Below are 14,834 nucleotides of genomic sequence, written 5' to 3'. Positions count from 1 at the left end.
CCGCCGCGAACGGGGCGATCTTCGCCTCCGCCAGCGAACGCACCGACTCCCGGAGCATCACGTGCTCCTCACCCAGCCGGTAGAGGTCGAAGTCCTGGGTCATGGCAAATCTCCTCGGTGTGGCACTCAGTACCCCCGATTATGCACACTCAGTGCCGCCCGGCCCAGCCCGAACGCGCTGGTCGGTGCTACCGTCCCGGGTATGAGCGAGGTGCAGGGGCCGGACCGGACGGCCGGGAACGGCGGAACGCGGACGACGATGCGGGACGCGCTGGTGGAGGCCGCCTTCGAGCTGTTCTCCGAGCGGGGCTTCGAGCAGACCACGATCGACGACATCGTCACGCTCGCCGGGGTCGGCCGGCGCTCCTTCTTCCGGTACTTCCCGTCGAAGGAGGCGGTGGTCTTCCCCGACCACGACGGCTGCCTCGCCGACATGACGGCGTTCCTGGCGGCGGCCGACCCGGCGGGCGACCCGGTCGAGCAGGTCTGCGACGCGGCCCGGCTGGTGCTGCGGATGTACGCGGGCAACCCGGCGTTCTCGGTCGGCCGCTACCGGCTGACCAAGCAGGTGCCCACCCTGCGGATCCACGAGCTGTCGGTGGTCTGGCGCTACGAGCGCACCCTGGCCGGCCACCTGCGCACCCGCTACGCGGCCCGCTCGGACGGCGCGCTGCGGGCCGACGTGATCGCGGCCGCGGTGGTCGCGGCGCACAACTACGCGCTGCGGTCCTGGCTGCGCTCGGGCGGCGAGGGCGACGTGGGCGCGGCCGTGGACGAGGCGCTGCAACTGGTGGTCGACACCTGGGGCGGCGGCGCCGAGGGCGGCGCGGGCGCGTCCTCGCAGGACGACGAGGTGGTGGTGATGGTGGCCCGGCGCGGGACCCCGATGTGGCGGGTGGTGCAGGGCGTCGAGGCGGCGCTGGAGGGCTGAGCCGCCTCGGCGGCACCCGCTGGCGCCCGTCGACGATCGGGCGGGGGCCGGGCAGGGACAAGGCGGGGACCGGATGACGATCCGACGGTAGGACTTGGCACTCGGTACCTTTACATGAGGCACTGAGTGCCATACCTTCCTTCTGGCAGACGCCCCGACCGCACGCCCGTTCCCGGGCGGCGGTACGGCCGCGCACCCAGGTCCAGGGAGGAGACGGCCATGACCCTCACGCTCGCCCCGTCCGCACCGCACACCCAGCTCACCCCGCACACCCCGTCCGCACCGCAGGCCCAGCAGGCCCCGCACACCCCGTTCGCGCCCTTCGGCGAGCACCCCTTCCCGCAGCAGCAGGCCCGGCCCGCAGCAGCGAGCCCGTCCGGCGAGGCGGAGCTGGACTACCGGCGCTGCCGCTGGTGCCGCTCGGCCAGCGCGGCCAGCTGCCTGCTCTGCCCGGTGTGCGGCTCGGCCGACCTGGCGCCCGCGCGGGCGACCGGCCAGGGCACGGTGCAGCGGCTGCTGCGGCCGACCCGCCGCGGCCCGCAGCCGGGGCGGCCGTACCTGATCGTGCTGGACGAGGGCTACACCGTGCAGGCCTCGGTGCTCGGCGGGCTGCCGGGCGCGGTGCCGATCGGCGCCCGGGTGCACCTGGTGACCAGCGAGGAGGGCGGCCGGGTGCTGACCTTCCGGCTGGCGCCGCGCGCCTGACCCCCCGTTCCCGACCGGCTCCCGAGCCCCGGGCCGCCGCCCCACCGGCGCCCGGTCCGCGCCCCCGGCCGATGGCACCGAGTGCCACCGGCCGGGGGCGTTCCTCCTTCGGACGTCCCTGCCGTGCGCACACTTCCGACATGCCTCCTCCCGCCTGTGCCTCCCTGGCGGGAACCGGTGCACGCGGCACCGCCGCGCGGGTAGGGTCGGTGGCGTTTGTCGTTCCGGGGGAGGTATCCACACGTGCTCGACCTGAGCGCACATCAGTCGGCCGCCCGTTGGCGTCCGTTGTCCGGCCCGCCGCCGGTGCGGGCCTGGCGGGACGGGCTGGCGGCCAATCCGGGCGCGCCGGCCGAGGTGCTGCTCCGACTGCTGGACGAGGGCACCGAGCCGGGCGAGCCGGGCTGGCTGGCCCGCCGCCCCGAACTGCCGGAGCGGGTGCTGGAGGCCGCGCTGCGGCACCCGAGGTGGCCGGTGCGGGCGGCACTGGCGGAGCGTCCGGGCCTGTCGGCGTCGGCGCTGGAGGTGCTGGCGGCCGACCGGGAGCGGCGGGTGCGGCGGGCCGCCGCGTCGGCGGCGCACCGGGTCGCGCTGGCGCCGGAGGTGCTGGCCGCGCTGGCGGGCGACCGCGACCCGGACACCCGCCGCCGAGTGCCGGGCTGCGCGGGCCTGCCGCCGGAGCTGCTGGTGGCCCTGGCCCAGGACACCTCGCCGCTGGTGCGCGCGGCCGCGGTCCGGGCCGACTCCTGGCCGCGGCTGCCGCCGACGGTCCGCACCGGGCTGCGGGCCGACCGCGACCCGGCGGTGCGGGCGGCGGTGCGGCGGGCGCTGCGGGTGGAGCGGGAGCTGCCGGTGACGCTGGCGGGCTACATCGCCGAGAGCGACCCGGCCCGCCGGGAGCGGACGGCGGCCGGCGCCGCGCTGGAGCGGGCGCTGGGCGAGTGGCTGGTGCTGGACGACGACCCGCGGATCCGGGCGGCCGCGGCGGGCAATCCGCGGCTGCCCACCGACCTGGCGCTGTCGCTGGCGGCCGATCCGCACGAGGAGGTGCGCCTGGCGGTGTCGCTGCGCGCCGACCTCACCGAGGCCCAGCGCGCGGCGGTGGCCTACCGGCTGCCGGACGCGCCGCCGCCGTTGCCGTGGGTGGCGGAGCGGGCGGACGACCCGGCGGAGCTGCTGCGGCTGGCGGGTTCGGCGCACCCGCTGGTGCGCTGCGCGGTGGCCTCGCTGGAGCGGTTGCCGGGCGAGGCGGTGGAGCTGCTGGCGGCGGACCCGGAGCTGATGGTGCGCCTGGCGCTGGCGGAGCACTGCGCGGACGCGCCGGGCGAGCTGCTGCGCTCGGTGTACGAGCAGCTGCTCGGTCCGGCCGCGCTGGTGGCGGACCCCCGGTTCGCGGCGCCGGGCCTGGCCGCGTGGGCGCGGCGCCCGGAGCCGGCCCTGCGGCTGGCGGCGCTGCGCGATCCGGAGCCGGCGCCCGAGGTGCTGGCCGCGCTGGCGGCGGACGGGGACGGCGTGGTGGCGCGGGCGGCGGCGGGCGATCCGCGGCTGCCGCTGCGGGCGCTGCTGCGCGCGCTGGAGCCGGACGCGCAGCCGGACGCGGCGGCGGGCAACCCGGCGCTGCCGGTGCCGTTCATGCACCGGCTGCTGGAGCTGTCGGCCGCGTGAAGCGTGCCGTGTGGGGCGTGCGGCGTGCCGCGTGCCGTGGTCGTCCTGCGGCGGACCGGCCGCGGAATAGCCCCCGGTAGGTGAATGTTCAACCACCTGTCGGGCCACAGCGGCCCGGCCGGACCCGGAAACGGGAAGGAGCAGGCATGACCACCGACCTCCGCCACAGCGACCCCCGCCACCGCGGCGCGTCCGTCGTGACCCCCGGCGAGGGCACCGCCGAGCGCTGGGCCCGCGCCCAGCTGTTCTTCGACTCCAAGGCGTACGCGGACGCCGCGCTGCTCCTCGCCGAGGTCGTCGACGAGGTGCCCGAGCAGGTCGGACCGCGCCTGCTGCTGGCCCGCGCCTACTACCACTCGGCCCAGCTGCGCCGCGCCGAGGAGCAGCTGCGCGAGGTGATCGGGCGCGACCCGGTCGAGCACTACGCGCACCTGGTGCTCGGCCGCGTCCTGGAGCGCCAGGGCCGGCACGCCGAGGCCGTCCCGTACCTGCGGCTGGCCTCCGCGTTCGACGGGGAGTTCCCCGAGGCCTGAGCCGCCCGCACGCACCGCACCGCCCCCGGCCGTTCCGACGGCCGGGGGCGGTGCGCCGTCCGGAGGGGGTCAGCCCAGCGGCAGTTCGGCCCAGATCACCTTGCCGCTGGCCGGGTAGCGGGTGCCCCAGCGCTCGGCGAGCTGGGCGACCAGGAACAGGCCGCGCCCGCCCTCGTCGGTGTCGGTGGCGTACCGCAGGTGCGGGGAGGTGGCGGAGCCGTCCCAGACCTCGCAGATCAGCGCCCGGTCGCGGAGCAGCCGGACCCGGATCGGCTCGGCGGCGTACCGGATGGCGTTGGTGATCAGCTCGCTGAGCACGAGTTCGGCGGCGAAGGCCTGGTCGGACAGGCCCCAGTCGTCGAGCCGGCGGATGACGGCGGCCCGGATCCGGGCGACGGCGGCCGGGTCGGCGGGGACGTCCCAGTCGGCGACCTGGTCGGCGGGCAGTGCGCGGGTGCGGGCGACCAGCAGCGCGACGTCGTCGGCGGGGTCGGCGGGCAGCAGCGCGGCGAGCAGGTCCTCGCAGGTCCGCCCGGGGTCGCGGCCGGGGTGGGCGAGGGCGCCGCGGAGCAGTTTCAGGCCGTGGTCGACGTCCTGGCCGCGGGAGGCCAGCAGCCCGTCGGTGTACAGCACCAGCCGGCTGCCCTCGGGGAGTTCCAGCTCGGCGCTCTCGTAGGGCAGGCCGGTGACGCCGAGCGGCGGGCCGGCCGGCAGGTCGACGATCTCGACCCGGCCGTCGGGGTAGGCCACGGCAGGCGGCAGGTGGCCGGCCCGGGCCAGGGTGCAGCGGCGGGTGACCGGGTCGTAGACGGCGTACAGGCAGGTCGCGCCGGTGATCGGGCGTTCGGTGCCGTCGGGCGCGGGGTGCTCCTGGTCGAGGCGGTTGACCAGGGCGTCGAGGTGGCCGAGCAGTTCGTCGGCGGCGAGGTCGAGCGAGGAGAAGGTGTGCACGGCGGTGCGCAGCCGTCCCATGGTGGCGACCGCGTGCACGCCGTGGCCGACCACGTCGCCGACCACCAGGGCGACCCGGGCGCCGGAGAGCGGGATGACGTCGAACCAGTCGCCGCCGACGCCGGCCTGGGCGGGCAGGTAGCGGGAGGCGACGTCCAGGGCGTGCTGTTCGGGGAGTCCGGCGGGCAGCAGGCTGTGCTGGAGGGCGACGGCCATGGTGTGCTCGCGGGTGTAGCGGCGGGCGTTCTCGACCAGGACGGCGGCGCGGGCGGTGAGTTCCTCGGCGAGGGTGCGGTCCTCCTCGTCGAAGGCCGGGCGCGGGCGGGCCCGCCAGAAGGTGGCCACGCCCAGCAGGGTCCCGCCGACCGCCAGCGGCACCGCGACCAGGGTGTGCACGCCCTCCGCGCGCATCGCGTCGACGGTGTCGGGGCTGATGTCGTCCCAGGCGGCCAGCGCGGCCGACAGGTCGGGCTCGACCACCGAGCACGGCCCGGCGACGGCCCGGGCCCTGGGGGTGCCGGGGAGGAGCGGGACGGGCGAGCCGGGCGCCAGCAGCGGCGGCAGCTCGGTGACGCTGGCCAGCGCGGCGCGGCGCAGCGGGCGGTGCTGGCCGGGGCGCGGTTCGCCGCCGGCCAGCACGCCCTCGTACAGGTCGACGCTGGCGAAGTCGGCGAAGGCGGGGACGAGGGCGGCGGCGAGTTCCTCGCAGGTGCGGGTGATGTCGAGGGTGGTGCCGATCGAGGCGCCGGCCCGGTAGAGCAGTTCCAGGCGCAGCCGGGCGGTGTCGGGGGCGACCGGCGGGGCGGTGTCGCGCAGGGTGGCGAGCCGGCAGGGCGGGCCGCCGAGCCGGTCGGTGGGGTGCAGGTCGACGCTGAGGGTGCGGCCGTGGATCAGTGCGGGGGCGCCGGTGAGCCCGCCGGGGGCGTCGAGCAGGGCGGTGAGCGCGGGCGGCAGGTCGAGGGCGTCGAGCGGGCGGCCCTCGCAGTCGGCGGGCAGGCCGAGCAGGCGGCGGGCCTCGTCGTTGGCGTAGCGCAGGCGCCGGCCGGCGTCGAGCAGCAGCACGCCTTCGCGGACGACGGCGGGCCCGGGTGCGCGGGGCCGGCCCGTCCCGTTGGCGGTGGCGGTCATCCGGGCCGTCCGGCGGGGGCGGACCTCGGCCGGGTCGCGGGGGCCGGGCGGGCAGCGGGGGCGGGGCGCGGGGCGGTGGACAGCTGTCGCGGAGGGGCCTGGTCCGCCATGCTGCGTCCACCGGGTGCTGCCCGAAACCGGGTCATACGCCCATTCCTACACTCCCCGGTCGGACCGGGCCAATGGTCGCGCCCGGTTTTTCCCCGCCGGTGCGCCGGTTGCGACGGCTCCCGTTCACCTGACAGGGCTTCAGGGGCGGGGGATGATGGGCCCGTGAACGAGGACGAGGAGCAGTGGGTGCGGGTGCTGGTCTACCCGAACCTGCCGAAGCAGCCGGGCGCGCACGAGCGGCTCCGCGCTTGACTGCGCGCCCACGGCATCGACTGGTTCCCGCTGGCGGACGGTGAGCTGCGGTTCGACCTGGCGTGCGGGATCGGCCCGGACGGGCACTGGTGGGGCACGGTGGTGCTGTCGGTGGACGCGGCGGCGCTGCGCCGGCTCGGTCTGCACCCCGGGCAGCCGTCGGCGGTGCCCGCCGATCCGCCGCCGCCGGCCTGGTGGGGGCGCTGGTGACCGCTCGGCGTGCCGCCGCGTCCGCTGACCGGGCACCCCGGGCGCGGGGCCGGAGCGGGCCGGGGAGAGGATAGGCGGATGTAGAAGCCAAGCATCTGCGCGAAGAGGTCCCGCCATGCCCCACATCACCGTCGACTACTCGCCGCAGCTCGCCGACGCCTTCGACCGCCCCGGTTTCGTCCGCGAGCTGCACCCGCTGGTGCGCGAGTGGGTGGCGTCCCGGGGCGTGTGCAAGACCTTCTTCCGCCCGGCCGCCGAGACCTGGGTGGACACCGCGGACGGGCAGCTGGTCGCCTTCGTGCACATCGCGATCGGCCTGCTGCCCGGCCGCCCGGAGGGCTTGAAGGCGCGTCTCTCCGAGGAGGTGCTGCGCCTGCTCGACAAGCACCTGCGGCCGGTCCTCGGCCGCGAGGTGGTCCGTTCGGCGGAGGTCCGCGACCTCACCGCCTCCTACCGCCTGCGCACCGGCTGGTAGCCCGCGCGCCCGCCGCCCCGGCCGTCTCCGCCCGTTCCGCTTCCGTCTCCGTCTCTGCCTTCGTCAGCGGTGGCCGAGGACGTTGACCACCCGGCCGTTGGGGTCGCGGACGAAGAACCGCCGCACGCCCCACTCCTCGTCGCTCAACGGGTGGACGATCTCCGCGCCCGCCGCGCGCATCGCCGCGTGGGCCGCGTCCACGTCGTCGACCTCGACACTGAGGTCCGGGACGACGGGGGCGGTGGCGTCCCGGGTCGCGAGGCCCAGTTGGGCGGTCGGGTTGCCGGGGGCGGCCAGCGTCATGATCCAGCCGTGGTCCATCGCGGCCTCCAGGCCGAGCCGCCCGTAGAACTCCCGGCTCTCCTGGCGTGCCGCCTCCCGGGTCAGCTTCAGGTTCGGCACCACCCGCCGCACCGGCCGGGCGGGCTGTTCGGCGGGCCGTTCGTCCGACGGCCCGGCGGGACGTTCGGCGGCGACGAAGGCGGGGGCGAGCGGGGCCAGGGCGGCGCGGAGCCGGTCGGGGAGCGAGTCGGCCGGGACGACCAGGGCGCCGGCCCCGCCCGCCGGGCGGAGCCACTCCCCCAGGGCGATGCGGACCGCCGCGGCGGTGGCCGCCGCGAGGACGCGGGCCGTCAGCGGATCGATGCCGCCCGGGCGTTCGGCGATCGCCCCGGCCAGCAGGGGCTCGATCCCGGCGGTGGTGTCGAGGAACGCCTCGCGCAGCGCGGGCCGGGCGACCACCAGCAGCAGGGCCCGGGGGTCCTGCGCGCCGGTGTCCGCGTACTGCTCGACCACCGCGTCGGTGACGGCGGCCACCAGCGGGGTGCCCGCGGGCCGGGCCGCGACGGCCGCCGCGATCCGGGAGTCGCGGTCGGCGGCGACGGCGGCGGCGATCGCCTGCTCCCGACTGGCGAAGTAGTTGTTGTAGGTGCGCGGCGAGACCCCGGCGGCCTCGGCGATGTCCTCGGCCCGGACCCCGTCCGGGCCGTGCTCCAGGGCCAGCCGCAGCGCCGCCTCGCGCAGGGCCGCCCGGGTGGCCTGCTTCTTGCGCTCCCGCAGCCCAGGTGTCGTCACGCCGCCAGCCTTCCACACCGCCCTGCGCCTCCGCAAACTTGCCATTCCGAAAACTTTCTTCCAAGCAAACTTGCGTAAGCGCATTTTTGCTGCCAGCCTCGTGCCACCTCCGGGGCCGGAACCCGCCGCCCCCGACCGACCGAGGAGAGAGCGTGCGAGCAAGGGGAATCGCCTACGACACCGGGTTCGTCCTGCGCGGCCGGACCTCCCGCCCGGACTTCGACCCCGAGGTGGTCCGGCGCGAGCTCGCCGTCATCCGGGACGACCTGCACTGCGACGCCGTCCAGCTGATCGGCGGCGATCCGGAGCGGCTGGAGTCGGCCGCCCGGGCGGCGGCCGGGCTCGGGCTGGAGGTCTGGTTCTCGCCCTACCCGCTGGAGCTGGAGCCGGCCGGGATCCTCGCCCTGCTGCGCGACTGCGCCGAGCGGGCCGAGCGGTTGCGGCGGCTGGGCGCCGAGGTGGTGTTCGTGGCGGGCGTCGAGCTGAGCCTGATGAACCGCGGCTTCCTGCCCGGCGGGAGCCCGGAGGAACGGGTGGCCCGGCTGATGGCCCGGCCGGAGCGGCGGGCGGCGGAGCTCCGCGAACTGGGCGGCCGTATGAACGCCTTCCTCGGCGAGGCCGCGGCCGAGGTCCGGGTCCGGTTCGGGGGGCCGCTGACCTACGCGGCCGTCCAGTTCGAGCAGGTCGACTGGGCGCCCTTCGACTTCACCACCTACGAGCTGCTGCGCTCCGCCGAGATCGCCGACGTGTTCCGCGCGGCCGTGCGCTCCCTGGCCCGGGGCCCGAAGCCGCTCGCCGTCACCGGTTTCGGCACCGCCGCCTACCGGGGCGCGGGCGACCGCGGCGGCCGGGTGCTGGAGGTGGTCGAGCACGCCCCGGTCACCGGCGCCCCGCTCCGGCTGGACGGCGTCCACGAGCGGGACGAGGCCGGGCAGGCCGCGTACCTGGACGAGCTGCTGGAGGTCTTCGAGTCCGAGGGCGTCGACAGCGCGTTCGTCTACCTGTTCGCCCTCGCCGGCTACCCGCACCGCCCGGACGGCGACCCCCGCGACGACCTCGACCGGGCGAGCCTCGGCCTGGTCAGGCTGCTGGAGACCGGCCGGGGCACCACCCGCCCCGGCCTCCCCTGGGAGCCCAAGGAGGCCTTCGCGGCGGTCGCCCGGCGCTACCGCCGCAGCGGGCTCGGCGCTTGAGCGGGCGGGCGGCGGCGCCTCAGGAACCGGCCACGGCGCCTCAGGAGCCCGCGGCGGCGTCTCAGGAGCCGGCGGCGGCGTCTCAGGAGCCGGCGGGGCGGGTCCGGGCCGGCAGGGCGGACGCCCGGAGGCGGGCCCAGGCGAGCAGCAGGGCCGCCAGCAGGACGGCGAACAGCGCCGTCGACGGGAGGTGGGCCGCGGTGCCGTCGCGCAGGGCGGCCGAGAGCGGGAGGGCCAGCAGCGGCACGGCGACGGCGGGGCCGGCCGCGTACCAGGCGAGGAAGGAGACCACGCCGGTGCTGGCGCCGCTCGGTTGCGGGGAGCGGTAGAGCAGGTCGCGCCGGGCCGGGCCGCGGCAGGCGTTGACCAGGCCGGCCGCGACCAGCGGCGGGGCGGCGAGGGGGGCCAGCCAGGCGGCCGGGCCGACGCCGAGCAGCAGCAGCGCGGCGGCGGCGGCCGTCGCGAGGGCGAGGGCGAGCAGGGTGGGGACCACCGCGTGGCGGAGCATCAGGCCGGCGAAGGGGTGGGGGGACCAGGAGGAGCGACGGACGTCGTCGGTCTCGATCCGGGCGGGTTCCAGGAGTTGGGCGACGGCCAGGTAGCCGAAGAGCAGCGCGAGGGCGGTGAGCGCCCAGGAGGGCACGCCCCGGGTGTCGTGGGCGGGGGCGGCGCAGAGCGCGGCCGGGACGGTGAGCAGTGCCGCGCGGCCGAGCCGGGCGGGGGTGCGCAGCAGGGAGAGGGTGTCGCGCCAGTACAGGACCAGTCGGGGACGCCGGGGTGCGGGGAGCCGGACCCGCAGGAGGCGTCCGCCGCCGCTGGCTTCGGTGACGGCCAGTTTGGCGGCGCGCGGTTCGACGGTCCGCAGCGCGGCCAGCACGCCGGCGGCGGTGCGGGCCCGTTCGCGCAGCAGGGCCAGCGGGACGGTGCCGGCGGCCCGGTCGGCGAGCACCAGGGCGAGCGCGGTCGGCAGCACCAGCAGGGCGGCGGCCAGGGCCCCGCCGGGGACGGCGGCGGGGGTGGGGGCGAGCGCGGCGACGCCCGCCCAGCCCCAGGGGCCGGACCAGAGTTCGATCCGTTCCAGCCAGGGCACGGGGTGTCCGGCGGCGGCCAGCGCGCTCTGCGTGGCGAAGGCCAGGACCAGCACGGTCGCGTACGGGGTGAGCCGGCGGGCCCAGCGGGCGGCCCGCGGGTCGCGCTGGACCAGCAGGCCGGCGCAGACGCCGAGCAGCGGGAGGCCGAGCGCGCCGGGCAGGCTCCAGCCGAGGGCGGCGGGCAGGCCGGTGCGGGCGGTCAGGCCGAGGGCCACCATGCCGCCGAGGGCGGCGATCAGGCCGGGGAGGGCCGCCAGCGCGCAGGAGAGCCAGAACCAGGGCCGCAGCACCGGGCGGGGTCGGACGGGGTGGGCGAGCAGCCAGTCGGTGGTGGCGCGCGGCGGGACGACGGGGCCGCGCCACAGGCCGTCGCGGACGGCCAGCAGCAGGACGGCCGTCCCGGCGGCGGCGATGCCGCCGGGCATGGCGGCCAGCAGGCCGGGGCCGTAGCGGGTGTAGTCGGCGCCCATCGAGGCCTGCAGGAACAGGCCGAGGCTGGGGACGCCGCCCCAGACCAGCAGGACCAGCAGGACGCAGTAGCCGGCGAAGGCGACCTGCTTGGCCCGGTTGCGCCGGTGCGGGGCGCGCAGGGCGCGGAGCAGGGCGAGCGCCTCGTCGGTCCAGTCGTCGTCGGCCGTCCACGCGTCGGGCGCGGCCGCCCCGTCCGGCTCCTCGGTGTCGGTGGCGGTCTGCGGACGGCTCACCGGAGGCCGGCCGTTCCGGCGGCGAGCACCTCGGCGGGCGGGCCCTGCCGGACGACCCGGCCGTCCTCCAGGAGCACGGCGCGGTCGGCGACCTGGAGGGCGAGGTCGGCGTGGTGGGTGACCAGCAGCACGGCGACGCCGTCGGCGAGTTCGCCGGTGAGGAGTTCGACGAGGCGGCGGCGGGCCTCCGGGTCGAGGCGCTGTTCGGGTTCGTCGAGCAGCAGCAGGTCGCGCGGGCGGACGAGGGCGCAGGCCAGCAGCAGGGCCTGCAGCTGGCCGGAGGAGAGGGCGGAGGGCAGCGCGTCGGCCCGTTCGGTGAGCGAGCGGTCGGCCAGCACGCCGTCGACCCAGGCGGCGGCGTCGGCGACGCCGTGCGCGACGGCGACCAGCAGCAGGTGCTCGCGGACGGTCAGGTCGGGGTAGTGGGCGACGGTGTCGCCGACGACGGCGACCCGGGCCCGGATCCGGGGGTCGTTCTCGTCCATCGGCAGGCCGTCGAAGTGGACGGTGCCCCCGGTCGGCCGGTCGCGGCCGGCGGCGATCCGCAGCAGGGTCGACTTGCCGGAGCCGTTGTGGCCGAGCAGGGCCACGCACTCGCCGGCCGCCAGGTCGAGGTCGACGGGGTGCAGCACCTCCCGGCCGCCGTACGAACGGCTGACGCCGGTCAGTCGCAGCAGGGCCCGGCGCGGGGCGGGGGTCTTCTCGGCCATGCGGGGGTGCCTCTCGACGAGCGGATGGCCCAAGTATGGCCTCCGGTCCGGGGCGTGGGTTCAGCGGGCCAGGAAGGCGGTGAGTTCGGCGTTCAGCTCGGCGGGCCGCAGGTACGGGAGGCCGTGGTGGGAGACGTCCGGCAGGGTGTGCACGCGGGCCCGCGGGAGCAGCCGGGCGGCGCGGGTGGCGAGGGTGCGGGCGTGGTGGGTGCGGCTGTCGGCGGCGGGGAGCAGCAGGCAGGGCGCTTCGAGGGCGCTCAGGGCCTGGGCGGTGGGGCGGGGGCCGGTGACGGGGCGGGTCGCGGGGAAGGTCGCGGCGCGGGCGTACAGGCGGGTCCAGTCCGGGTCGAGCGGGACGCCGCCGGTCTCCCAGGCGAGGAAGGCGCGGGCCCGCTGTTCGCCGGGGCGGGCCAGCATCGGGGCGGCGTGCAGCAGGTAGGAGGGGCGGTAGCCGGTGAGGCAGCCGGTCGGGTCGAGCAGGGCGAGTCGGCCGACCCGCTCGGGGCGGCTCAGCGCGTAGGTGAGGGCGATCCAGCCGCCGTACGAGTGGCCGCACAGGTCGGTGGTGCCCGTGCCGAGCGCGTCGAGGACGGCGTCCAGCCAGCCGTGCAGTTCGTCGACGGTCCGCGGGGGCGTGCCGCCGTCCGGGGCGGAGCGGCCGGCCTCGCCGATCCGGTCGACGGCGAACACCCTTGCGGTGCGGGCGAGTTCGCCGACGTTGGCCCACCAGCTCGCGGCGGTCGCATTGCCGCCGTGGAGCAGCAGCAGGGGCGGGGCGTCGGGCGGTCCGGCGGCGTTGACCCGGGTGGTGCCCCAGGGGGTGGCGAGGTCGAGGGTGTCGACCGGGACGGGCCAGCGGTCGAGCAGGGCGTCGTAGGCGAACAGGAAGGCGGACCGGTCGAATCCCATGCTGGCTCCCATGCTGAGTGTCTCGCTCGGCAATCTTCTCGCTGAGCGAGATAATATGCACGCGGGAGCCCCCGCCGACAACCACCCCCACGGGAGGACGGACAGATGGACGATCCGGGACCGGGCCTGCGCACCGTGCACCGGCTGCGCGCGCTCACCGTCGAACTCGACCTGCTGGCAGCCGCGTTCGCCCGGCGCCACGGCCTGCACCCGACCGACCTGCGGGCGCTGATCGCCCTGCTGGACGCCGCCCGGGAGGGGGCGCCCGCCACCCCCGGCCGGCTCGGCCGCGAGCTGGGCCTCAACTCGGCGGGCACCACCGCCGTCCTGGACCGGCTGGAGCGGCTGGGCCTGGTCCGCCGCGACCGCGACCCGGACGACCGGCGGCGCGTCCTGCTGGCGGTCACCGAGCGGGCGGTCGCGCTCGGGCAGGGGTTCTTCGGGCCGCTGATCGGCGAGACGGTCGCCCTGGTGGAGGGGCTCTCGCCGGCCGAACGGGCCACCGTGGAGGGCTTCCTGGCCTCCGTGTCGGAGATCGTCTCCCGGCGCGCGGGAGAGGCCGCGGAGGCGGACGGGGCCGGGTGAAGCGGACGGGGCCGGATGAGACGGGCGGGGCCGGGTGAGACAGGCGGACGCCCGGGCCGACGGTGCGGGCCCGGGCGTCCGTGGGGCTGTCGGTGCCGCGTCAGTGCCGCGGGAGCAGGCCGGTGTTGAAGGTGAGCCTCGGCGCGGCGTTGTCCGCCAGCGAGTGCGCCTGGGCGGGCCACCAGCCGCCCGCCACCGGGTCGACCGAGCCGTACTCGGGGTCGGCCGGTCCGGCCGTGCCGCGGGTGCAGCTGCCGTCGGACTCGCCGGGGACCTTGATCCAGAGGAAGGCGTCCAGCAGCGGCTGCCCGGTGTCGGCGGTCGGGCGGGCGCCCAGGCCGCGGACGGGCGGGTTGCACCAGGTCTGCGGGTCGCCGGTGTACTTGCCGGGTTCCGGCGTCCACGGGCCCTGGCCGTTGCGGCTGCTGTCGATCACGAAGTGGGTGAGCTTCGCGTCGGCGGGGACCCGGGCGGCGTACCAGGCGTCGGCGTCCGCGGCGGGCCAGTACTGGTTGGCGCAGGAGTCGGCGGTGGCGCCGGGGGTGTTGCGCAGGTACCAGACGCACCGGGAGACCAGGCTGCCGTAGCGGGTCAGCGCGGCGTCCGTCTGGTAGTTCGACACGTTCAGGAAGAAGCCCTGCGCGTCGGCGACTCCGCCGTCGATCAGCAGTTGGGCCTGGGTGCCGACGTTCTGCCAGCCGCTGTGGCCGGCGTCCAGGTAGACGATCGCGCCGGGCTGCTGCTCCAGGCGGCGGACGGCGGCGGAGATCTCGGCGAGGCGATCCTGCTGCTGGGCGGCGGTGCCGCCGCAGAACGCGGGCGACAGGGCGAGGCCGTCCGGCTCCAGGACGACCACGGTCCTGCGGTCGCCGATGCCCCGGGCCAGCGCGTCGATCCAGGCCGCGTACTCGGCGCTGGTGGAGGCGCCGCCCGCCGAGTACTGCGAGCAGTCCCGGCCCGGCACGTTGTAGGCGACGGCGACCGGCACCTGGTGGGCCTTGGCCGCCTTCGCCTGCAACGCGGCCATCGCGTCGGTGGTCTCCTGCGGGGACGCCGTCCCGTTGAACCACTGCGCGACCGGCCAGGACGCCAGCTGGGCCATCTCCAGCGCGCCCCGCAGGTCGTGGGCCTTGAGGTCGGTCAGCGCCTGCTGGGCGGCCTTGCTCGCCGGATCGACGTAGAACCGGGTGTCCGGCGCGAGGCTCCGCTGCCCGGAGGCGGCGGGGGCTGCGGGCCCGGCCGGAGCGGCCTGGGCGGGAACGGCGGCGAGGCCGAGGCCGGACGCGAGCAGCACGGCCAGCGAGAGCGCGGCTCGGACGGGGTGGGGTGGGCGCATGGCAGGTCTCTCCCGGCAGGGATCGGCGGTCGGACGGAGCCGCCCATGCAGCCAGCCCGGCCCCTCCCCGTCAACCCCGCCCCGCCGCCCCCGCCCGAATCCGCAGCGGACCCCGGCCGGACCGCCCCGCCGGAGTGAAACTTTCACCCCGGCGGCCGAGGAACGCCCCGGCCCCGCGTCTGCCCGACGGCCAGGGCGGGAGTCGGGCGCGCCCGCCCGGGCCGCGCGGGTCGGGACCCTGTCGCACATATATCGAAATTCCCGACTCCAC

13 protein-coding genes and 1 pseudogene are annotated in these 14,834 nt (G+C 77.3%); 7 read left to right on the top strand and 7 right to left on the bottom strand.

The window, feature by feature from the left end:
• The first annotated feature begins 202 nt into the window (after window positions 1–202).
• The 4 genes from ACZ3J7_RS28735 to ACZ3J7_RS28720 all read left to right on the top strand — a co-directional run bounded on the left by ACZ3J7_RS28735 (window position 203) and on the right by ACZ3J7_RS28720 (window position 3,834).
• The gene (locus ACZ3J7_RS28735; protein WP_465626017.1) at window positions 203–931 is read left to right on the top strand and encodes a TetR family transcriptional regulator; all 729 of its coding nucleotides are present in this window, start codon (window positions 203–205) and stop codon (window positions 929–931) included.
• 219 nt (window positions 932–1,150) lie between these two features.
• Complete coding sequence (locus ACZ3J7_RS28730) at window positions 1,151–1,636, top strand: Zn-ribbon domain-containing OB-fold protein (RefSeq protein ID WP_465626015.1); 486 nt, start codon at window positions 1,151–1,153, stop codon at window positions 1,634–1,636.
• 243 nt (window positions 1,637–1,879) lie between these two features.
• Window positions 1,880–3,301 (top strand): hypothetical protein, encoded by a 1,422-nt coding sequence (locus ACZ3J7_RS28725; RefSeq protein ID WP_465626013.1) that lies wholly within the window; start codon window positions 1,880–1,882, stop codon window positions 3,299–3,301.
• A gap of 146 nt (window positions 3,302–3,447) precedes the next feature.
• A complete protein-coding gene (locus ACZ3J7_RS28720; RefSeq protein ID WP_465626011.1) occupies window positions 3,448–3,834 on the top strand; it encodes a tetratricopeptide repeat protein in 387 nt (128 codons plus the stop codon).
• 69 nt (window positions 3,835–3,903) lie between these two features.
• Here ACZ3J7_RS28720 and ACZ3J7_RS28715 read toward each other — a convergent pair whose 3' ends face one another.
• A complete protein-coding gene (locus ACZ3J7_RS28715) occupies window positions 3,904–5,913 on the bottom strand; it encodes a SpoIIE family protein phosphatase (protein ID WP_465626009.1) in 2,010 nt (669 codons plus the stop codon).
• A gap of 688 nt (window positions 5,914–6,601) precedes the next feature.
• Here ACZ3J7_RS28715 and ACZ3J7_RS28710 point away from each other — a divergent pair.
• A complete protein-coding gene (locus tag ACZ3J7_RS28710) occupies window positions 6,602–6,961 on the top strand; it encodes a 5-carboxymethyl-2-hydroxymuconate Delta-isomerase (protein WP_465626007.1) in 360 nt (119 codons plus the stop codon).
• A gap of 63 nt (window positions 6,962–7,024) precedes the next feature.
• On the opposite strand, the gene ACZ3J7_RS28705 is transcribed toward ACZ3J7_RS28710, so the two are convergent.
• Both ACZ3J7_RS28705 and ACZ3J7_RS28700 read right to left on the bottom strand, forming a co-directional pair.
• On the bottom strand, window positions 7,025–7,375 hold the full coding sequence (locus tag ACZ3J7_RS28705) for a VOC family protein (RefSeq protein WP_465626025.1): 351 nt from the start codon (window positions 7,373–7,375) through the stop codon (window positions 7,025–7,027).
• A 36-nt stretch (window positions 7,376–7,411) separates the two neighbouring features.
• A pseudogene (locus ACZ3J7_RS28700) lies at window positions 7,412–8,035 on the bottom strand (TetR/AcrR family transcriptional regulator); the annotation flags it as partial.
• Window positions 8,036–8,187: 152 nt separating this feature from the next.
• Between ACZ3J7_RS28700 and ACZ3J7_RS28695 the strand changes: the two are divergent.
• Window positions 8,188–9,228 (top strand): hypothetical protein, encoded by a 1,041-nt coding sequence (locus tag ACZ3J7_RS28695; RefSeq protein WP_465626005.1) that lies wholly within the window; start codon window positions 8,188–8,190, stop codon window positions 9,226–9,228.
• 82 nt (window positions 9,229–9,310) lie between these two features.
• Here ACZ3J7_RS28695 and ACZ3J7_RS28690 read toward each other — a convergent pair whose 3' ends face one another.
• The 3 genes from ACZ3J7_RS28690 to ACZ3J7_RS28680 are packed head-to-tail and all read right to left on the bottom strand — an operon-like array spanning window position 9,311 to window position 12,642.
• Window positions 9,311–11,023: a hypothetical protein gene (locus ACZ3J7_RS28690; RefSeq protein ID WP_465626004.1), complete on the bottom strand. Its 1,713-nt coding sequence runs from the start codon at window positions 11,021–11,023 to the stop codon at window positions 9,311–9,313.
• Complete coding sequence (locus ACZ3J7_RS28685; protein ID WP_465626002.1) at window positions 11,020–11,733, bottom strand: ABC transporter ATP-binding protein; 714 nt, start codon at window positions 11,731–11,733, stop codon at window positions 11,020–11,022. The genes ACZ3J7_RS28690 and ACZ3J7_RS28685 overlap by 4 nt, the downstream gene beginning before the upstream one ends.
• 60 nt (window positions 11,734–11,793) lie before the next feature.
• Window positions 11,794–12,642 carry an alpha/beta fold hydrolase gene (locus tag ACZ3J7_RS28680; protein ID WP_465626000.1) on the bottom strand — a complete coding sequence of 283 codons (849 nt, stop codon included), beginning with the start codon at window positions 12,640–12,642 and terminating at the stop codon, window positions 11,794–11,796.
• A 105-nt stretch (window positions 12,643–12,747) separates the two neighbouring features.
• Here ACZ3J7_RS28680 and ACZ3J7_RS28675 point away from each other — a divergent pair, with 105 nt between their 5' ends.
• Window positions 12,748–13,227 carry a MarR family winged helix-turn-helix transcriptional regulator gene (locus ACZ3J7_RS28675; protein WP_465625998.1) on the top strand — a complete coding sequence of 160 codons (480 nt, stop codon included), beginning with the start codon at window positions 12,748–12,750 and terminating at the stop codon, window positions 13,225–13,227.
• Window positions 13,228–13,327: 100 nt separating this feature from the next.
• On the opposite strand, the gene ACZ3J7_RS28670 is transcribed toward ACZ3J7_RS28675, so the two are convergent.
• Window positions 13,328–14,563, bottom strand: a complete 1,236-nt coding sequence (locus ACZ3J7_RS28670) for a glycoside hydrolase family 6 protein (protein ID WP_465625996.1) — start codon at window positions 14,561–14,563, stop codon at window positions 13,328–13,330.
• Window positions 14,564–14,834 lie beyond the last annotated feature (271 nt).

The organism is Kitasatospora sp. NPDC015121, assembly GCF_055562955.1.
This window is presented reverse-complemented; position numbering and strand designations above follow the sequence as displayed.